20 protein-coding genes and 1 pseudogene are annotated in these 17,644 nt (G+C 67.1%); 2 read left to right on the top strand and 19 right to left on the bottom strand.

The annotated features are described in order from the left end of the window. Positions 1-265 precede the first annotated feature (265 nt). From VPH43_RS13365 to VPH43_RS13340, 6 genes are all read right to left on the bottom strand, one after another. Positions 266-835: a hypothetical protein gene (locus VPH43_RS13365; RefSeq protein WP_328578200.1), complete on the bottom strand. Its 570-nt coding sequence runs from the start codon at positions 833-835 to the stop codon at positions 266-268. Between the two features lie 85 nt (positions 836-920). Next, positions 921-1,688 carry a hypothetical protein gene (locus VPH43_RS13360; RefSeq protein WP_328578199.1) on the bottom strand — a complete coding sequence of 256 codons (768 nt, stop codon included), beginning with the start codon at positions 1,686-1,688 and terminating at the stop codon, positions 921-923. A gap of 124 nt (positions 1,689-1,812) precedes the next feature. Continuing rightward, complete coding sequence (locus VPH43_RS13355; RefSeq protein ID WP_328578198.1) at positions 1,813-2,403, bottom strand: hypothetical protein; 591 nt, start codon at positions 2,401-2,403, stop codon at positions 1,813-1,815. Positions 2,404-2,698: 295 nt separating this feature from the next. After that, a complete protein-coding gene (locus tag VPH43_RS13350) occupies positions 2,699-3,229 on the bottom strand; it encodes a MolR family transcriptional regulator (RefSeq protein WP_328578197.1) in 531 nt (176 codons plus the stop codon). Between the two features lie 99 nt (positions 3,230-3,328). Then, positions 3,329-3,703 carry a hypothetical protein gene (locus VPH43_RS13345; protein WP_328578196.1) on the bottom strand — a complete coding sequence of 125 codons (375 nt, stop codon included), beginning with the start codon at positions 3,701-3,703 and terminating at the stop codon, positions 3,329-3,331. 47 nt (positions 3,704-3,750) lie between these two features. Then, positions 3,751-4,728 carry a succinylglutamate desuccinylase/aspartoacylase domain-containing protein gene (locus tag VPH43_RS13340; protein ID WP_328578195.1) on the bottom strand — a complete coding sequence of 326 codons (978 nt, stop codon included), beginning with the start codon at positions 4,726-4,728 and terminating at the stop codon, positions 3,751-3,753. A gap of 79 nt (positions 4,729-4,807) precedes the next feature. On the opposite strand from VPH43_RS13340, the gene VPH43_RS13335 reads away from it, so the two are divergent. Next, positions 4,808-5,464 carry a M15 family metallopeptidase gene (locus VPH43_RS13335; protein ID WP_328578194.1) on the top strand — a complete coding sequence of 219 codons (657 nt, stop codon included), beginning with the start codon at positions 4,808-4,810 and terminating at the stop codon, positions 5,462-5,464. A gap of 10 nt (positions 5,465-5,474) precedes the next feature. On the opposite strand, the gene VPH43_RS13330 is transcribed toward VPH43_RS13335, so the two are convergent. After that, positions 5,475-6,137, bottom strand: a complete 663-nt coding sequence (locus tag VPH43_RS13330; RefSeq protein WP_328578193.1) for a cation diffusion facilitator family transporter — start codon at positions 6,135-6,137, stop codon at positions 5,475-5,477. Between the two features lie 213 nt (positions 6,138-6,350). On the opposite strand from VPH43_RS13330, the gene VPH43_RS13325 reads away from it, so the two are divergent. Continuing rightward, a complete protein-coding gene (locus VPH43_RS13325; protein WP_328578192.1) occupies positions 6,351-7,298 on the top strand; it encodes a CysB family HTH-type transcriptional regulator in 948 nt (315 codons plus the stop codon). Positions 7,299-7,314: 16 nt separating this feature from the next. Here VPH43_RS13325 and VPH43_RS13320 read toward each other — a convergent pair whose 3' ends face one another. The 12 genes and pseudogenes from VPH43_RS13320 to VPH43_RS13265 form a co-directional block, all read right to left on the bottom strand. Continuing rightward, positions 7,315-7,725, bottom strand: a complete 411-nt coding sequence (locus VPH43_RS13320; RefSeq protein ID WP_328578191.1) for a VOC family protein — start codon at positions 7,723-7,725, stop codon at positions 7,315-7,317. 112 nt (positions 7,726-7,837) lie between these two features. Continuing rightward, complete coding sequence (locus VPH43_RS13315; protein ID WP_328578190.1) at positions 7,838-8,878, bottom strand: sulfate/molybdate ABC transporter ATP-binding protein; 1,041 nt, start codon at positions 8,876-8,878, stop codon at positions 7,838-7,840. Next, complete coding sequence (cysW, locus tag VPH43_RS13310; RefSeq protein ID WP_328578189.1) at positions 8,868-9,782, bottom strand: sulfate ABC transporter permease subunit CysW; 915 nt, start codon at positions 9,780-9,782, stop codon at positions 8,868-8,870. Before cysW ends, VPH43_RS13315 begins: the two co-directional genes overlap by 11 nt. A 2-nt stretch (positions 9,783-9,784) precedes the next feature. Further along, positions 9,785-10,717 (bottom strand): sulfate ABC transporter permease subunit CysT, encoded by a 933-nt coding sequence (gene cysT, locus VPH43_RS13305; RefSeq protein WP_442909281.1) that lies wholly within the window; start codon positions 10,715-10,717, stop codon positions 9,785-9,787. After that, positions 10,632-11,633: a sulfate ABC transporter substrate-binding protein gene (locus VPH43_RS13300; RefSeq protein WP_328578187.1), complete on the bottom strand. Its 1,002-nt coding sequence runs from the start codon at positions 11,631-11,633 to the stop codon at positions 10,632-10,634. Before VPH43_RS13300 ends, cysT begins: the two co-directional genes overlap by 86 nt. Positions 11,634-11,778: 145 nt before the next feature. Then, positions 11,779-12,372, bottom strand: a complete 594-nt coding sequence (locus tag VPH43_RS13295) for an RBBP9/YdeN family alpha/beta hydrolase (protein ID WP_328578186.1) — start codon at positions 12,370-12,372, stop codon at positions 11,779-11,781. Between the two features lie 7 nt (positions 12,373-12,379). Continuing rightward, positions 12,380-12,598 carry a TOBE domain-containing protein gene (locus VPH43_RS13290; protein ID WP_328578185.1) on the bottom strand — a complete coding sequence of 73 codons (219 nt, stop codon included), beginning with the start codon at positions 12,596-12,598 and terminating at the stop codon, positions 12,380-12,382. Between the two features lie 122 nt (positions 12,599-12,720). Then, positions 12,721-13,407, bottom strand: a pseudogene (locus VPH43_RS13285) (ATP-binding cassette domain-containing protein); the annotation flags it as partial. Between the two features lie 200 nt (positions 13,408-13,607). Next, entirely contained in the window at positions 13,608-14,384 is a 777-nt protein-coding gene (gene ssuC, locus VPH43_RS13280; RefSeq protein ID WP_328578183.1) for an aliphatic sulfonate ABC transporter permease SsuC, read from the bottom strand. Between the two features lie 6 nt (positions 14,385-14,390). Next, a complete protein-coding gene (gene ssuD / locus VPH43_RS13275) occupies positions 14,391-15,584 on the bottom strand; it encodes an FMNH2-dependent alkanesulfonate monooxygenase (protein ID WP_328578182.1) in 1,194 nt (397 codons plus the stop codon). After that, positions 15,581-16,591, bottom strand: a complete 1,011-nt coding sequence (locus VPH43_RS13270; RefSeq protein WP_328578181.1) for a sulfonate ABC transporter substrate-binding protein — start codon at positions 16,589-16,591, stop codon at positions 15,581-15,583. Before VPH43_RS13270 ends, ssuD begins: the two co-directional genes overlap by 4 nt. 11 nt (positions 16,592-16,602) lie before the next feature. Beyond that, positions 16,603-17,604 (bottom strand): sulfonate ABC transporter substrate-binding protein, encoded by a 1,002-nt coding sequence (locus tag VPH43_RS13265; protein ID WP_328578180.1) that lies wholly within the window; start codon positions 17,602-17,604, stop codon positions 16,603-16,605. Positions 17,605-17,644: the final 40 nt, after the last annotated feature.

The following is a 17,644-nucleotide window of genomic DNA, read 5'->3' as shown; positions in this document are numbered from 1 at the left end:
CGTGGCCGACGCGTGTCGATTTTCTTCCCTCCAGGTACGCGAACTCTCCCCTGGCGCGTCGGATACATCCAGCATGTGTTCCTCGGGAATACCGAGCGACACCTGGAGGATTCGATCGTTGTGCTTGGACTCCAACACGTCGGCGAAGTCGGCGTCACGATCCACAAAAAGTACTTGGCGCACGTCGAAGGGCAGACGGCTCGTGTCTATTCGGGCAGCACGCGCTTCCAGAGGCTGCAAGGCACCAGACGACCGGATCAAGCGCTCAGCACTGCTCGATCAGTTCTCTCGTTTGGTCGATCGCGCGACGGGTGTCCTGTGTTGGCGGCTGTGCCGACAAGGTGGTCAAGTGGATGGAAAGGTAGTGTTTCGCCGACTGCCTGTTTCCGGCCAGGAGGAAAAGCTTCCCCTTGAAGAAGGGAAAGTGTTCTTCCGTGATCTCGGCGAGATCGCCGAGGGATCTCACTTCATCAAACCAAGGCACGACGAGGTTGCGCAATGCCGCCGCGACATCAAGCAGGCTTGCCCGTGCGGCTTCTTCAGTGAAGCATGGGAAGTTCGCTGGCGATAACCGAAGACCACCCCCGGCCAAATAGCGAACACCAAAGACACCGTCATCGCTCGGCGACCGGCCCTGCGGCAGCAGCGGGGAGTGAAAGCCAACGATGACTCGGTATGTTTTCTTCCCACGCATGTCAAAGTCCAGCGAGACCACGTGGCGGATACCGACGTCAAGCTCTCTGAAGAAGGTTCCCCTGTCGTACGAGAACCCACCCGAACCGAGCACTGGCCCAATAAGAGTCTGGGTGAGTCTGTCGAACTGGTTAAGTTTCACTTTACAGATTTGTCCATGATGGAGCCTGTGCGCATTCGGTGCGGTGGCCTGCTCTGGTGAGGCCCCCCATTGCCGCGCTGGCTCGTCAACGAATGATGAGATTGCTGTGAGCAAGATCCGCTCGTACGCCGCGCAGCCGTGCATCGTCTGGAATTGTCCATCTCACCAGCGTTGACGCAGTGACCGGCTGCAAGGTCGTGCCAGCTTGGCGACTTGCAAATTGCCGGAGCGTCGTCCCGGGCGCGGCGATCGCCTCGAGTTGTGAGCCGTTGAGGTAGTTGTCGGGGTAGACGTTTCGAAGCTTGGTGGTTCGGGCATTGAAGCCGGCTTGATACCAAGCGTTCAGGCGTACGCTTTCCTCCGGGGAGAGGTCGCCGGGATCCATTGCCAGGATGTGAAGTTCCGCATGACGAAAGCGGTCTGTGAATCCATATCCGAAGCTCCACGGACGCAGGCTGGCCAGACGGGCAGCGACCACCTCGTATTGCTGCGAAAACAGCGCAACGTGGGTCGTCTCAACCACGCAGAACAGGATCGTTTCCTCGCCAAGCGCCGTTACACCAATGGCAGCGACGCCGTCGAACGCGGGAGCATCGCTGCCAGCCGGTACCGACGCGAGGGTAAGGCTGGTGATACCTTCCAACGTGCCTTCGGAAAGTGAGCGAGAAAACGCTCCAGTCAGCTTTCTGTACTTGCCCGAATGGCCTCCACCTAGCAGTCCGGCGTGTGTTGCTCGCAGGCCCACTGACGATAGCGTCTCCATACCGAGCGCAAGGGTCTCGGACACCAGGGAGGTGTCGAAGACTTCGGGTCCGGCGTAGAAGGCCAATGCGACGGCGAGGCGGTTCTGCACGCATGCTCCTTGGTTGTTGCTTCGTCGGCCGGGCGGACGAAGGACGACTTACGGGTCATCCAGATACTCTGGGATCACGTCTTGAACGCCCGCCTCAATGAAACTTTTTTTGTGCTTTGAGGGATTAGCTTCCCTGTGCGGCAACCAGGCTATCCACAGGCCACGAGTGCCCAACGCAGCGCTGAAGCCCCGCGAAACCGCCCCAGCGCAGAGACAACTCCACGTACTCCAGCAAGGAGATGTGTTGAGGTGCGTTGTTCAAAGGCGGATCGTCCGCTGTCGCTGGTACGGCGACTTCGTATGGTGGGCCACCGCTCACATTGGCCTTGTGGAAGAAGTCAGGCGCTACAGGAATAGCGAAGGGAAGCCCCTCTGCGTCTCTGACTTCTCTGTCTTCCATGTACTCGTCCAGTTCGTAGAGAGCATAGGAAGGTGGAAGGACGACCAGCGGGTCGGGATATTCACACCCGCTCCACTGCGGATGACCTCCGCTCAAGTCGACGCTTCCAACGATGAGCCAGAACGCCTTGAGCGCTGCAGGCACAGGACCGGCAAGTCGTTCAATTCTGGAAATCGCTTCTGACGTGTCCGGGGCTACCCCGGGAAGCACCTCATCCGGCCGATGAAATTCATAGCCCAGTACACGGAGCCGTTGAACGAGGAGGCGCAGTTCCACCCCGATGGCCGACACTCGCTGCACCACGGATTCATTCATGGAGCCGACACTCGACATGCGCGACCGGGCCTGGCACACCTGGACGTGGTTGCTTGATGATGGGGTTAGGAGCCACCTTCCTCCAAGACACGAACATGCTCCTCGTATGCGCTCCAATGGGGGTCATATCCTGCGTGCAGCTTGACCGGCAAGCTTTGGCCCGCGACGACTCGGCGACGTTGAAGCGCTTCTCGGTGGTGCTCATCGGCCGCGGTGCTTATCGCCTTTGGTGCGCCGCCGATGGTCCGCTCGATGCAAGGGCGAGGACCGTGCTGCGAAACATTGGCGGGCTCTTCTAGAGGCCACCGAGAACGGCCTTCATCTTCATCAGCTTTGCACGCTCTTCTGCGGCGTGCCCCCATTGAGGGTTCGCTGTTTGGGAGCGCTCGTTGAGCCAGAGCATGCAGGCAATCGAAGCCAGCGCTTCAGCTTGAATTTCGGGGTGAAGTTCGCCACAGATCTTCAGTTGCCCGAACGCGACGGCGATTCGGGCTCGGCACTCTGATTGGAGGAACGGTTCGTGCATGCGATCTTGTTCCAGCCAAGCACGCTTGTGGGCCTCCGAGCCTTGAATGAGCCCCGCCGGAACCCCAAGGTTCCAGCCTGACGAGAGATCGACAAGGAACTGTGGAAGTCGCTCTGGCCGCCCGCCCCTGCGGAACCATTCCTGGAGCGCAGCCAACGTGTCGGCTCCATCGTCGCTCCCAAAAGGGGCGAATTCATCGGTGCAGTCATAGTAGAAGCTGTCTACTGCGAGTTCTCGAAATTTTGGATGACTCGTTTCAGCGGACAAGCCTTCATCGGGGTCGTCAAAGTAGTAGCTCATGGATACGGCGTTCACTGTGGGTCGAACTACAGCGGGTGAGTGTAAGAGCGCATCTGCCCGTGCACCCAACATTCGATCGGGGAGCTGCCGCGGACGCGCTCACGATCCCCCGGCTCCTTTGGCCGCAGAGTTGCATTGGCAGAACTCTTCCCAGCGTTGCAGTAACGCGCGCTTAAGGAGCTCTAGCGTGATCTCCTGCTTCCAGCGATCGGTACTTGCGAGCCACTTGCCGTAGTGAGCCTTTGCAAACTCTTGACCAGTGCTTGTGAGATCGCCGTAGGTCACCCTGAACGCTTCAGGCGCTGCATCAAATCTTTCCTGAAGATTTGCGCTTGCGATGCCGCAGGACGTGAAGGCTTCTGCCGTGGCTTGCGCCCTGAGCAGGGTCACTGCGCGAAATCGTTGATTCTTTGAGGCAGCAAAGAACGTTGGTACATCGAACAGTGACAGGCCGTCATGCGTGATTCGTTCCATAGACCTAGCGTTGCGGCTGCGCACGAGAGAAGAGAGACGTTGCGCGATCAACCAAACCGCGAGGTCGGCTTGGCGAGGTAGAACCACTCCTGCCGCGCATCGGCCGCCGCATTGGGAAACACGATGCGGCCCTCACACGGCGCGCGCACCACCTCGCCATCGCGGCGGGTGCCGATGATGTCGCCGGCTTGCAGCGCATCGAAGCTCTGCCAGGCGCGACTGAAGCGGTCGTCGGGATGGCGCTTGTCCACCACCTCGAACAAGCGCAGTGCCTCCATGCCGTGTGCCGCAGGCGGCGCCGGTTCGTCCACCAGCCGCAGGTGCGCCAGCGTGTTGCGGATCGCGCGCCAGGCCACCTCGGGCGCCGCCGGGTCGTCGTGCTGGCCGCATTCGAGCGTGAGCGCCCAGCCGCCTTGCGAGCGCATGTATTCGGTGGTGCCGATGCCGTAGCGCGGGTCCAGGTCGAGGCCGGCCGCCGCGGCGCCGGCATCGGCTCGGCGGCGCTGCACGCCCTCGGCATAGGTGCTGAGCCAGCCGTCCACCGCGCGGTTCACGCCCAGGCGGCGCACCAGGGCCTCTTCCTCCGCGGCATGGGCAAAGGGCTCCAAGGTGCCGGTGTTGTCGTCCGGCCCCACCATCACAAAGGGCTGGCCCTGGGCCTGGAAGGAGTGCAGGTCCAGCAGCACGTCGTGCGCGGCCAGCAGCGGGCACAGCCAGTTGGCCACGTGGTCCTCGAACTGGCGCGGCGTGGCGGTGGGCGCGAGTGCCCGGTTCAGGTTGCGGTCGCCGGCGCGCCGGCCCAGGCGATACGCCAGCGGGTTGGTGATGGGCACCAGCGTCAGCACACCGGCCGCGATGCGCAGCGCGCCGCTGTCGATGGCCTGCACCAGGCGTTCGATGGCCCGGGTGCCGCAAGTTTCGTTGCCGTGCACCGCTGCGGTCACGATCAGACGCGGCCCGGGCGCGGCGCCGGCATAGCGGATGGACTTGAACGGCGGCAGGTCGGTGGGGTGGTCGGCTGGCATGGCGGGAAGCGTGTGGCGAATTGCCCGGCTTGTGGCACGGCTTCGGCCGGCCGCAAGCCTGGTGTGGCGAACAGCCGGCATGATGGCGCAACCGGTGGCCGAGCGCCGCCCTGCCTGCGACGCCATGATCCCTTCCGCGCCTTGTGAACACCTGTCCGAACTGCCGGAGTTCCGCTGTCTGAGCAGCATTGCCGGCATCGGCGTGGACCTGCGTTATGCCGGCACGTCCAACTTCGTGGGCCGCAACCTCTACGGCGCGCTGGACTGCAGCTGGCTGCACCACCTGGCCGCCGAAGGCCTGGAGCGCGCCGTGCAGTGGTTGCGGCAGCATGCACCGCAATACAACCTGCTGGTGCTGGACGCACTACGCCCGCATCGTGTGCAGATCGTGTTGTGGGACCACCTCGCCGGCACCGACCTGCGCCAGTACGTGGCCGACCCGGCGCGCGGCTCCATCCATTCCTTCGGCATGGCGGTGGACGTGACGCTGGTCGACGCGCAGGGCCGGGAGCAGGACATGGGCACCGGCTTCGACGAGATGGTGCCGCTGTCCCACCCGGTGCTGGAAGAACGCTTCCTCACCGATGGCCGGCTGACGCCCGCGCAGCTGGAGCGCCGGCAGATCCTGCGCGGCGCCATGGCGGCCGGCGGCTTCGGCGGCGTGGACAACGAGTGGTGGCACTTCGACATGCTGGACCGCACCCACGTGCGCCAGACCTTCCGCCGCATCGACTGACCACTGCCGCTCAGGTGCGCCGCCGCGCCTCGATGTAGATGCGGCGGATCACCGGGAACTGCTCGCGCACCTGGCGCTCGATCTCCGCGATGGTGTCGGACACCTGGCCCGCCGGCGTGGCCTCCGCGAACTGCACGTCGAAGGCCAGCAGCACCTCGTCACGCCCGATGTACATGGACAGCAGCGGCCCCACCGACTCCACCTCGGCACGTGCGCAGGCCAGGCGGCGGATCGCCGCGGCGGTGGTGGGCCGTATGCCTTCGCCGATCAGCAGCCCGCGCGATTCGCGCACCAGCAGCACCGCCACACCCGCCAGCAGCAGGCCGATGAGTGCTGAGGCGGCGCCGTCCAGTTCGGGCCGGTTGAAACGGTGGCTGGCATACACCCCCGCGCCTGCCACCAACAGGCCCAGCAGCGCGGCCCCGTCCTCCGCCAGCACGGTGTAGGTGGTCGGGTCCTTGCTGGAGCGCAGCGCGCCCCAGAAGGGCCGGCCCTTGGCCTCGCGCTGGAACTGCCGCAGTGCGACCAGGAAGCTCGCACCCTCGAACAGAAACGCCGCAGCGAGCACCACGTAGCTCCAGGTCGGATCCTCCAGCGGCGTGGGGTGGCGCATGTGCATCACGCCTTCATAGAAGGACACGCCGCCGCCCAGGCCGAAGATCAGCACCGCCACGATCAGGCTCCGATCGCGATCGCGATGTTGGCGGCGATCGCACCGTAGATCGCCTTGGGGGATTCGGCCATGCAGCTGGTTGGCAAAAGCGATGCGCGTCTTCGGCCACATGCGCCAAACACCTATCGATAGAAGGAAATAGTTGTTTTTCAATGAAGACACTACTTCCAAAATGCGCAAATCGCATTTGCAACGCCTTTCGAGGCTAGCCCCGTGAATTTCCAGCAACTCCGTTCCGTGCGCGAAGCCGTGCGCCAGGACTTCAACCTGACCGTGGTGGCCCAGGTGCTGTCCACCTCGCAGCCGGGCGTCAGCCGCCAGATCCGCGAGCTGGAGGACGAGCTGGGCGTGGAGATCTTCGTGCGTGCCGGCAAGCGGCTCACGGGCCTCACCCCGCCGGGCGAGACCATCCTGCCGATCGTGGAGCGCCTGCTGCTGGACTGCGAGAACCTGCGCCGCGCCGGTGATGACTTTGCGGCGCAAGGGCAGGGGCAGCTGGCCATCGCGGCCACGCACTCCCAGGCGCGGTATGCGCTGCCCACCGCGGTGCGCGACTTCCGCAGCCGCCATCCCGACGTGGTGTTGCACCTGCACCAGGGCTCGCCGCGCCAGGTGGCCGAGATGCTGCTGTCCGGCGAGGCCGACATCGCGATCGCGACCGAGGCGCTCACGCAGTACCCGGAGCTGGTGGCGCTGCCCTGTTATCGCTGGACCCACTCAGTGGTGCTGCCGCCCGAGCATCCGCTGCTGCAGGAGGAGCAGCCGCTGACGCTGCAGCGCCTGGCGGCCTATCCGATCATCACCTATGACGCCGGCTACACCGGCCGTGCGCACATCGACGAGGCCTTCAAGCGCCAGGGCCTGGAAGCCAACCTCGTGCTCACCGCGATGGACGCCGACGTGATCAAGACGTACGTCGAGCTCGGCCTGGGCGTGGGCATCGTCGCCTCCATCGCCTACGACGAGGAGCGCGACCGCCACCTGCGCGCGATCGACGCGCGCCACCTGTTCGCGGTGAACATGACCCGCCTGGCCATCCGCCGCGGCACCTGGCTGCGCACCTACGCCTACGACTTCATCCAGACCTTTGCCGCGCCGCTCACGCGCGCGGTGGTGGACAAGGCACTGGCGGCCGAGCCGGGCGAGGTGTTCGAGATCTGAGCGCCTTGCGTGGCGATCAGGTCTTGGGCGTCAGCTCGATCGCTTCGGCAGACGCCGTGAACGGCCCGTGGTACACGGCCTCGATGTTGTTGCCGTCCGGGTCGAACACAAAGGCGCCGTAGTAGCCGGGGTGGTAGGGCCGTTCGCCGGGGCCGCCGTTGTCCTCGCCGCCGGCCGCGAGTGCCGCGTCATAAAAGGCCTTCACGGCCTCCTGGCTGGCCGCCTGGAACGCCAGGTGCACCTTGGACACCGGCCCGTCGGCCCGGTCGATCCACAGCTCGTCGGCGGAGAAGTGGTCCGGTGCCTCGCGGATCGCGTCTGCCTTGCCCAGCGACTGCAGCACGGCGCGGTAGAAGCGCTTGCTGGCGTCCAGGTCACGCGCACGCAGGTGGATGTGGTCGATCAGTCGGCCGCGGTAGAACTTCATGGTGCTCCCTTCGAAGTGGAGACCCGAAGATAAACGCGGCCTGCATCGGCGTGCAGGCCGGCAGCGTGGTGCCCCTGCTGGCGGCCAGGGGCTTCAAGCCGTCGGGGCCGGCTCAGGTATGCGCGGCTTCCTCGAAGCGGGTGACCTTGCGCGGCTTCAGGTGCACCGTGCTGCCGGCCTTCAGGCCGAGCTGCTCGCGCAGGCGCTGGTATTCGCTGCGGGTGACTTCCACGTCGATGTAGCTGCCGTCGTCCACGCGCTTGAATTCCAGCCGCGTCTGCGGGCCGACCGTGAGCGCCTGCGACAGCACGGCCTCCAGGCTGCCATCCTGCGGCTCGGCCAGCACCTGCAGCTCATGCGGCCGCACATAGCTGACCGGCTGCGCACCGTCGGCCGCACCCGGCCCGTGGCCGAAGCGGCCATGGAACAGGTTCACGTCGCCCAGGAACTGCAGCACGAAGGGCGTGGCGGGGTGGTCGTACACCTCGTCGGGCGCGCCCTGTTGCTCGATGCGGCCCTGGTTCATCACCACCACCCGGTCGGCCACTTCCAGCGCCTCTTCCTGGTCGTGGGTGACGAACACGCTGGTGATGTGCATCTCGTCGTGCAGGCGGCGCAGCCAGCGCCGCAGGTCCTTGCGCACCTTGGCGTCCAGCGCACCGAAAGGCTCGTCCAGCAGCAGCACCTTGGGCTCCACTGCGAGCGCGCGCGCGAGGGCGATGCGCTGGCGCTGGCCACCGGAGAGCTGGTGCGGATAGCGGTCGGCGATCCAGTCCAGCTGCACCAGCTTGAGCAGCTCGGTCACCTTGCGTGTGATCTCCGCGTTGCTCGGCCGCGTGGCCTTGGGGCGCACGCGAAGGCCGAACGCCACGTTCTCGAAGATCGTCATGTGGGCGAACAGCGCGTAGTGCTGGAACACGAAGCCCACCTGGCGCTCGCGCACATCGGTGCGGGTGGCGTCTTCGCCATGGAAGCGCACTTCGCCCGCATCGGGCTGCTCCAGCCCGGCGATGATGCGCAGCAGCGAGGTCTTGCCAGAGCCCGACGGCCCGAGCAGCGCCACCAGTTCACCGGCCGGGATGTCGAGGTTGAGGTTGTCGCAGACCACGGTGCTGCCAAAGGCCTTGCGCAGGCCGCGCACTTCAATGCTCATGTTGAATGCCTTTCTTCTGCGCCTTCACGCGCTGCTCGACGATGTACTTCAGCACCAGCGTCAACAGCGCCAGCCCGGCCAGCAGCGAGGCCACCGCAAAGGCGGCCGCGAACTGGTACTCGTTGTAGAGGATCTCGATGTGCAGCGGCATGGTGTTGGTCTGGCCGCGGATGTGGCCGGACACCACCGACACCGCACCGAACTCGCCCATGGCGCGTGCGTTGCACAGGATCACGCCATACAGCAGCGCCCACTTGATGTTGGGCATGGTCACGCGCCAGAAGATCTGCCAGCCGGAGGCGCCCAGCACGCGGGCCGCTTCCTCCTGCTCGGTGCCCTGCGCCTGCATCAGCGGGATCAGTTCGCGCGCGACGAACGGAAAGGTCACGAAGAGGGTGGCCAGCACGATGCCCGGCACCGCGAAGATGATCTTCATGTCGTGGTCGCGCAGGCTCTCGCCCAACCAGCCCTGCAGGCCGAACACCAGCACGTAGATCAGGCCGGCGATCACCGGGCTCACCGAGAACGGCAGGTCGATCAGCGTGAGCAGCACGCTCTTGCCGCGGAAGTCGAACTTGGCGATGCACCAGGCCGCGGCCACGCCGAACACCAGGTTCAGCGGCACCGAGATGCCGGCCGCGATCAGGGTGAGCTTGATCGCCGACACCGCGTCGTCTTCGGTGATGGCGGCCAGATAGACCTCGACACCCTTCTTGAAGGCCTCGACGAACACCGACACCAGCGGCAGGAACAGGAACAGCGTCAGGAACAGCAGCGCGATGCCGATCAGCAGGCGGCGCACCCAGGGCGCTTCGCTGGTGGCCGAGCGCAGGTCCTTCGGCCGGCTGTCATCGGCGCGGCCCGGCAGGGGCACGGGGGTGGATACGGGCAGGACGGCACTCATGCTCACATCCCCTGGCGCTTGCGCGCCCATGCCTGCAGCAGGTTGACCAGCAGCAGCATTGCAAAGCTCATCAGCAGCATCACTACCGCGATGGCGGTGGCGCCGCTCACGTCGTACTGCTCCAGCTTGCTGATGATCAGCAGCGGCGTGATCTCCGACACCATCGGCAGGTTGCCGGCGATGAAGATCACGCTGCCGTATTCACCCAGCGCGCGCGCGAAGGCCAACGCAAAGCCGGTGAGCAGTGCCGGGGTGATAGAGGGAAAGATCACCCGTGTGAAGGTCTGCCAGCGGCTCGCGCCCAGCGTGGCGGCGGCTTCTTCCAGCTCGGCCGACACGTCCTCCAGCACCGGCTGCAGGGTGCGCACGACGAAGGGCAGGCCGATGAACAGCAGCGCGACGAAAACCCCCAGCGGGGTGTAGGCGATCTTGAACGGCGCGAACCACTGGCCGACCCAGCCGTTGGTGGCGTAGATGGCACTCAGCGTGATGCCGGCCACCGCAGTGGGCAGCGCAAACGGCAGGTCCACCAGCGCATCCACCAGGCGCTTGAACGGGAAGTCGTAGCGCACCAGCACCCAGGCGATCAGCACGCCGAACACCGCGTTCACCAGCGCCGCCGCAAACGAGGCGCCGAAGGTGAGCCGGTAGGAGGCCACCACGCGCGGCGAGGACACCGCGTCCCAGAACGCCGGCCAGGTCATGGTGGCCGCGCGCAGGAAGGTGGCCGACAGGGGCACCAGCACCACCAGGCTGAGGTACAGCACGGTGAAGCCGAGCGCCAGGTTGAAGCCCGGCAGCACGGTGTGGCGCTTGAGCAGGAGATGGCCGTTCACGGGCAAGTCCGGTTCAGCGCTTCGTGTAGATCTTGTCGAAGACCCCGCCGTCGGCGAAGTGCGTCTTCTGCGCCTTGCTCCAGCCGCCGAACGCTTCATCGATGGTGAACAGCTTCAGCGTCGGGAACTGTTTGACGTACTTCTGCGCGGCCTTGGGGTCCACCGGGCGGTAGTAGTTCTGGCCGATCAGGTCCTGGCCTTCGGGCGAGTACAGGTATTCGAGGTAGGCCTGGGCCGCCGCGCGGGTGCCGCGCTTGTCCACCACCTTGTCCACCACCGCGACCGGGGGCTCGGCCAGGATGCTCACCGACGGCGCCACGATCTCGAACTTGTCCGGGCCCAGCTCCTTCAGCGCCAGCAGGGCCTCGTTCTCCCAGGCCAGCAGCACGTCGCCGATGCCGCGTTCCACGAACGTGGTGGTGGCGCCGCGCGCGCCGGAGTCCAGCACCGGCACGTTCGCGTACAGCTTGCCGACGAACTCCTGCGCCTTGGCCTCCGAGCCGCCGGCCTTGCGCTGCGCATAGCCCCAGGCGGCCAGGTAGTTCCAGCGTGCGCCGCCGGAGGTCTTGGGGTTGGGCGTGATCACCGCCACGCCGGGCTTGATGAGGTCGTCCCAGTCCTTGATGCCCTTGGGGTTGCCCTTGCGTACCAGGAACACGATGGTGGAGGTGTAGGGCGAGCTGTTGTGCTGCAGGCGCTTCTGCCAGTCGGCCGGCAGCAGCTTGGCCTTGTCGGCGATCTCGTCGATGTCGTAGGCCAGCGCCAGGGTGACGACGTCGGCTTCGAGGCCGTCGATCACCGAACGGGCCTGCTTGCCAGAGCCGCCATGAGATGCCTTGATGGTGACGGTGTCGCCGGTCTTGGCTTTCCAGGCCTTGGCGAAGCCGGTGTTCACGTCCTGGTAGAGCTCGCGGGTCGGGTCATACGACACATTGAGCAGGGTGATGTCCTTGGCGTGGGTGGCCAGGGAGGCGGCGGCCAGTGCCAGGCCGAGCAGCAAACGGGGGGCGTTCATGGGAAGCAGCCATTCGAGTTCTGGGATGGGGACCGATGCTACGAACGGTTACCCCAACGACGAACGAATGAATGCGCCCATCGACATGCGCAAAACGCGCAAGCCGTTGCCAGCCACCCGCGCCCCCGTTGATGAGGGATGGCGCTCAGATCGCGAAGGACCACTCCGCCACGGACGCCCGCACGGGCCGCCGCGCCCGCTGCAGGCGCTGCTGCGTGCTCACCACCCAGCGCTGGGCCAGCGGCAGCGGGCCGAAACCGGCCTCGGCATTGATGTGTCCGGCATCGCCCAGGGTCAGCCAGTGGCTGCCCCAGCGGGCGGCCCAGCGCCGCGTGCTGGCCGCGGTCATCCACGGGTCGGTGTCGCTGGCGATGAGCGTGCTCGGAATGGCCAGGCGGCCATGGGGCAGGAGTCCCGCCACGCCGAACTTGTCCGGCTCGGCCGGCGCCACCAGCAAGGCGGCGGCCACCGGCGTGCCGGGGTGCAGCTGCAGGCAGCGCATCAGCGCCAGCACGCCGAAGCTGTGCGCCACCGCCACCCAGGGCCCACTGCCGTGGCGATCCACCGTGGCCGCGATGCGGGCGGCCCAGCGGTCCAGGTCCGGCGTGGACCAGTCGTGCTGGGTCACACGCACTGCATCCTTGTGCTGGGCCTGCAGCCAGCTTTGCCAGTGAGCCGGGCCGCTGTCGTCCAGGCCCGGGATCACGAGCAAGGGGGTGGAGCAGCGGCAGCCGGCCATGGCAGTGTCAAAGCGTGGCCAGGGACACTTCGGTGGACTTCACCAGGGCGATGACGTCCTTGCCGGGCTTGAGGCCCAGCTCCTTGACGGAGCGGGTGGTGATCACCGAGGTGATGATCAGGCCGGCGGGCGTTTCCACATCGACCTCGGACACGACCGGGCCCTCGATGACCTCCCTGACCTTGCCGCGGAACTGGTTGCGCACGTTGATGGCGGTGATGCTCATGGCTTTGTTTTCCTGGGGGTGATGCGCCTGGTTTGGCGTGATGGTGACGTTATCGGCCTGGGTGCCCACGGGGAACGAATCAAATCGCGACTGCACATGCGTTGCCCGCATGAGAGCTCAGCTCACACGGCCCAGCGCAGCTGCGGCACCGTGATTGGTTCGGCGCGCTGTGGCTCGATCTCGGGCTGTCGCAACACCCGCTGCAGCACCCGGTTCTCCAGCGCCGCAAAGCCGGCATGCGCACGTGAGCGCGGCCGTGCGATGGGCACCGGTTCGTCGAGGGCGACCTGGTGGTCCTCGATCAGCAGCACCCTGTCGGCCAGCGACACCGCCTCGGCCACGTCGTGTGTCACCAGCAGGGCGGTGAAACCGTGCTGCAGCCACAGCCGTTCGATGAGTGCATGCATCTCGATGCGGGTGAGCGCATCCAGCGCGCCCAGCGGCTCGTCCAGCAGCAGCAGGCGAGGGCGGTGCACCAGGGCGCGGGCTAAGGCCACACGCTGGCGCTGGCCGCCCGACAGCACCGCCGGCCATTCGTGCGCGCGGTCGGCCAGGCCCACCTGCGCCAGCGCCTCGCGGGCGCGTGGCAGCGCATCCTCACCCGACAACCCGAGTGCCACGTTGTCGATCACCCGCTTCCAGGGCAGCAGCCGTGCGTCCTGGAACATGATGCGCACGTCGTCGCGGCCGGCATCCCCCGCCGTGCCGAAGCCGAGGCTGCCCGCGCTGGGGGCTTCCAGGCCGGCGATCAGCCGCAGCAAGGTGCTCTTGCCGCAGCCGCTGCGCCCCACCAGGGCCACGAACTCGCCGGGTGCCAGCGACAGCTGCACATTGCGCAGCACCTCGCGCTCCCGGTAGCGCTTGTGCACGCCGCTCAGTCGCACCGGCAGGCCGGCCGGGCGCGGTGCACCCACGCGCTGCAGGCGTGGGGCCGCCGCCCGCTCGCCGGCCACATGGCCCAGCAGGCCGAGGTCGATTTCACTCAGTGTGCTCATGGTTCGACTCTCCCTCATGCCGCAGCCCGGGCCTGGTACGCCGGGTGCCAGCGCAGCCACCAGCGCTCCAGCCCCTTGGCGCCGGTGTCCGCCAGCTTGCCCAGCAGCGCGTAGAGCAGGATGCCGACCACCACCACGTCGGTCTGCAGGAATTCGCGGGCGTTCATCGTCATGTAGCCGATGCCGGATTGCGCGGACACGGTCTCCGCCACGATCAGCAGCACCCACATCAGGCCGAGCGCGAAGCGCAGGCCCACCAGGATGCTGGGCAAGGCGCCGGGCAGGATGACTTGCCTATACAAGTCCCAGCCGGTGACGCCGTAGCTGCGCGCCATCTCGATCAGGCCGCGGTCCACGCTGCGGATGCCGTGGAAGGTGTTGAGGTAGATCGGGAAGAACACGCCCACCGCCACCAGGAACAGCTTGGCCGTCTCGTCGATGCCGAACCACAGGATCACCAGCGGCACCAGCGCCAGGGCCGGGATGTTGCGCACCATCTGCACCGTGGTGTCCAGCAGGGTCTCCGCGCTGCGGAAGCTGCCGGTGAGCAGGCCCAGCGCCAGGCCGAGCCCCCCGCCGATGCCCAGGCCGCTGAGCGCGCGCCAGGTGCTGGTGCGCACGTGCTGCCAGAGCTCGCCCGACCGCAGCAGGCGCGCCAGCGCCTCCAGCACGGCCAGCGGCTCCGGCAGCACGCGGGTGGACAGCCAGCCGGCGCGCGCGGACACCTCCCAGGCCGTGAGCAGCAGGATGGGCAGCAGCCAGGGCAGCAATCGGGTTCGGATGCTGTTCATGGGCCGTCAGCTCGCGGAAGTGGCCAGGGCCGGGGCCTTGGCCGAAGGCGGCAGCACGTCGTTGGCCACGATCTCGCCGAACGGCCCGCTCAGGCGCGGCTGCACCAACCGCTCCTGCAGCTGCAGCGGCAACAGCGGGAACACCAGCTCCGCGAAACGATAGGCTTCCTCCAGGTGCGGATAGCCGGAGAAGATGAAGTGCTCCAGGCCGAGCGCCGCGTACTCCTGGATGCGGTCGGCCACCTGCTGCGGGTTGCCCACCAGGGCGGTGCCCGCGCCACCACGCACCAGGCCCACCCCCGCCCAAAGATTCGGGCTGATCTCCAGCCCCTGGCGCACGTCGTGTTTGTTGAAGCGGCCCTTGTGCAGCTCGGCCATGCGGCGCTGGCCCACCGAATCCATGCGCGCGAACTTGGCCTGCGCCGCCGCGACGGTGCCCTCGTCCAGGTGGGACAGCAGCGAGCTGGCCGCGGCCCAGGCCTCGTCCTCCGTCTCGCGCACGATCACATGCAGGCGGATGCCGAACTCCAGCGTGCGGCCGTAGCGCGCTGCGCGTTGGCGGATGTCGGCCACCTTGGCGGCCACCGCGGCCGGCGGTTCGCCCCAGGTGAGGTAGGTGTCCAGCTGCTGCGCGGCCAGCTCATGGGCTGCCTCCGAGGAGCCGCCAAAGAAGGTGGGCGGGTAGGGCCGCTGCACCGGCGGATAAAGCAGCTTGCCGCCATGCACCTTCAGGTGCTCGCCGGCGAAATCGAGCGTGTCGCCGTCATGGCTGCGCGCCAGCAGCTCGCGCCAGATGTGCATGAACTCGCCCGACACCTCGTAGCGCTTTTCATGGTCCAGGAAGAAGCCGTCGCCGGCCAGTTCGTCGGCGTCACCGCCCGTCACCAGGTTGATCAGCAGGCGGCCACCGGACAGGCGGTCGAAGGTGGCGGCCATGCGTGCGGCCACCGCCGGCTGCACCAGGCCGGGCCGCAGCGCGACCAGGAACTTCAGGCGCCGTGTCACGTCGACCAGGCTGGCGGCGACGATCCACGGGTCTTCGCAGGAGCGGCCGGTGGGGATGAGCACGCCTTCGTAGCCCAGCGTGTCGGCGGCCACCGCCACCTGCTTGAAGTAATGGAGATCGGTGGTGCGGGCGCCGTGGCTGGTGCCCAGGTAGCGCGAATCGCCGTGGGTGGGAATGAACCAGAGGATCTTCATCGGTTGCTCGCTTGTGCTTGTTGGGCCACGCGTGTGGCCGCGCCTGCCCACACCGCATCGGCCACGTTGATCCTTGCGGGGATGAGCTGCAGCGCGGTGAAGGCATCGGCCACCCGCTGCTGGTCGGCCACGATCTGCGGCGTGACCGGCCCCACCGGCGAGGCGGGCCGCCGTGCGAGCACGCGGTGCACGGTGGCCAGGCTCAGGCCGGTGAACTCGGCCACGCGCTGGGCCGCTTCCGAACGGTTGGCTTGCGCCCAGGCGTCGGCCTCGGTGAGCGCGGTGAACACCTGGCGCAGGGTTTCGCCATGCTGGCGCGCGAAGGCGGGTGCGGCGAGGTAGACGCTGTTGTTGTTGGTGAGGCCCCGGCTGGTGGCCAGCACGCGGGTGTTGCCCGCGATCTCGGCCGCGGCGTAGTACGGGTCCCAGATTACCCAGGCGTCGATCGCACCCTTTTCGAAGGCCGCGCGTGCATCGGCCGGCGGCAGGTACACCGTCTGGATGTCGCTCCATGGCAACTGCGCCTTCTCCAGCGCCCGCACCAGCAGGAAGTGGGCGCTCGAGCCTTTCTGCAAGGCCACCTTGCGGCCCTTCAGGTCGGCCAGCGTGCGGATCGGGGAATCGGGTTTCACCAGGATGGCGGATGCGTCCGGCTTGGGCGGCTCCGCCCCCACGTAGAGCAGCGCCTTGCCGGCCGCCTGGGCAAACACCGGCGGCGTGTCGCCGGTGGCACCGATGTCGATGCCGCCCACGGCCAGGGCCTCCAGCAGCTGCGGGCCGGCCGGGAATTCCACCCACGACACCTTGGTGCGCGGCAGGCGCTGCTCCAGCGTGGCGCGCTGCTTCAGCAGCACCAGGTTGATCGATCCCTTCTGGAAGCCGACGCGCAGTTGTTCGGGCGCGTCGGTGGCGTCCGCCGCCCTGGCCGGCGGCAAGGGGCTCCAGGCTGCGGCGGCGATGGCCACCACCAGCGCGGCACGGCGGGTGAAAGAGGCGTTGCTGTTCATCGGCCGCTCCTTCAACGTGCGGCCTGCGCCACGCCCAGCGTGCCGGGCAGGGCGTCCGCGATGCGGATGGGCTTGGGAATGAGCTTGAGCTGCAGGAACGCGTCGGCGATCTTCTGCTGCTCGGCGGCCACCGCCGGCGTGACGGGCGTGATGCCATAGGCGAAGCGCCGCGCGGCCGTCTCGGCCACCGCCGGGTCCAGCCCGATCTGCGGCCCCAGCAATGCGGCCACTTCCGCGGGCCGCTTCTGCGCCCACTCGTCCAGGCGCGCCAGCTCGTCCACCACCGCCTTCACGATCTGCGGCTGCCGGGTGGCATACGGCCGGGCCGCCAGGTAGAACTGGTGGTTGGCCACCAGGCCGGTGCCGTCGGCCAGCACGCGGGCGCCCAGCTGCTTTTCCGCAGCGGCGAGGAAGGGATCCCAGATCACCCAGGCGTCCACCGCGCCGCGCTCGAAGGCCGCGCGTGCATCGGCCGGCGGCAGGAACACGGTCTGCACCTCGGCATAGGGCACGCCGGCTTTTTCCAGCGCCTTCACCAGCAGGTAGTGCACGTTGGAGCCCTTGTTCAGGGCCACGCGCTTGCCGCGCAGGTCGGCCACGGTCCTCACCGAGGAGCCCTTGGGCACCACGATGGCTTCGGCCGTGGGCGCGGGCGGCTGGTTGGCCACATAGACCAGGTCCGCGCCGGCGGCCTGCGCAAAGATGGGCGGTGCCTCGCCCACGGTGCCGAAGTCGATGGAGCCGACGTTCAGGCCTTCCAGCAGCTGCGGGCCGGCGGGGAACTCGGTCCACTTCACCTCGATGCCTTGCGGCGCGAGGCGCTTTTCAAGATCGCCGCGCGCCTTCAGCAAAGTGAGCGTGCCGTACTTCTGGTAGCCGATGCGCAGCACCTGCGCACTGTGGCCCTGGGCGTATGCCAGCGAGGCGCCGCTGAGGGCGGCCGATGCAGCGATGGTGGCCGCCAGGGCCTGGAGCCAGCGGCGCCGTGTCGTGGTGTGGTGGATGGTGTTCATGGTGGTCGCAACGTTCGGCAAAGGGAGGCCCGGGGCGCGG

Origin of the sequence: Ideonella sp. BN130291, assembly GCF_036231905.1 — a bacterium.
GTDB lineage: Bacteria > Pseudomonadota > Gammaproteobacteria > Burkholderiales > Burkholderiaceae_C > CAMLIZ01.
This window is presented reverse-complemented; position numbering and strand designations above follow the sequence as displayed.

Bases quoted from the DNA above. Each gene is read 5' to 3' on its own strand.
- VPH43_RS13315 (WP_328578190.1), bottom strand. From the start codon at position 8,878: ATGAGCATTGAAGTGCGCGGCCTGCGCAAGGCCTTTGGCAGCACCGTG.
- cysW (WP_328578189.1), bottom strand. From the start codon at position 9,782: ATGAGTGCCGTCCTGCCCGTATCCACCCCCGTGCCCCTGCCGGGCCGC.
- VPH43_RS13355 (WP_328578198.1), bottom strand. From the start codon at position 2,403: ATGAATGAATCCGTGGTGCAGCGAGTGTCGGCCATCGGGGTGGAACTG.
- VPH43_RS13340 (WP_328578195.1), bottom strand. From the start codon at position 4,728: ATGCCAGCCGACCACCCCACCGACCTGCCGCCGTTCAAGTCCATCCGC.
- ssuD (WP_328578182.1), bottom strand. From the start codon at position 15,584: ATGAAGATCCTCTGGTTCATTCCCACCCACGGCGATTCGCGCTACCTG.
- VPH43_RS13350 (WP_328578197.1), bottom strand. From the start codon at position 3,229: ATGAGCTACTACTTTGACGACCCCGATGAAGGCTTGTCCGCTGAAACG.
- VPH43_RS13320 (WP_328578191.1), bottom strand. From the start codon at position 7,725: ATGAAGTTCTACCGCGGCCGACTGATCGACCACATCCACCTGCGTGCG.
- cysT (WP_442909281.1), bottom strand. From the start codon at position 10,717: ATGAAGCGTTCGGCGGCTGGAGCAAGGCGCAGAAGACGCACTTCGCCG.
- ssuC (WP_328578183.1), bottom strand. From the start codon at position 14,384: ATGAACAGCATCCGAACCCGATTGCTGCCCTGGCTGCTGCCCATCCTG.
- VPH43_RS13265 (WP_328578180.1), bottom strand. From the start codon at position 17,604: ATGAACACCATCCACCACACCACGACACGGCGCCGCTGGCTCCAGGCC.
- VPH43_RS13345 (WP_328578196.1), bottom strand. From the start codon at position 3,703: ATGGAACGAATCACGCATGACGGCCTGTCACTGTTCGATGTACCAACG.
- VPH43_RS13335 (WP_328578194.1), top strand. From the start codon at position 4,808: ATGATGGCGCAACCGGTGGCCGAGCGCCGCCCTGCCTGCGACGCCATG.
- VPH43_RS13295 (WP_328578186.1), bottom strand. From the start codon at position 12,372: ATGGCCGGCTGCCGCTGCTCCACCCCCTTGCTCGTGATCCCGGGCCTG.
- VPH43_RS13300 (WP_328578187.1), bottom strand. From the start codon at position 11,633: ATGAACGCCCCCCGTTTGCTGCTCGGCCTGGCACTGGCCGCCGCCTCC.
- VPH43_RS13270 (WP_328578181.1), bottom strand. From the start codon at position 16,591: ATGAACAGCAACGCCTCTTTCACCCGCCGTGCCGCGCTGGTGGTGGCC.
- VPH43_RS13290 (WP_328578185.1), bottom strand. From the start codon at position 12,598: ATGAGCATCACCGCCATCAACGTGCGCAACCAGTTCCGCGGCAAGGTC.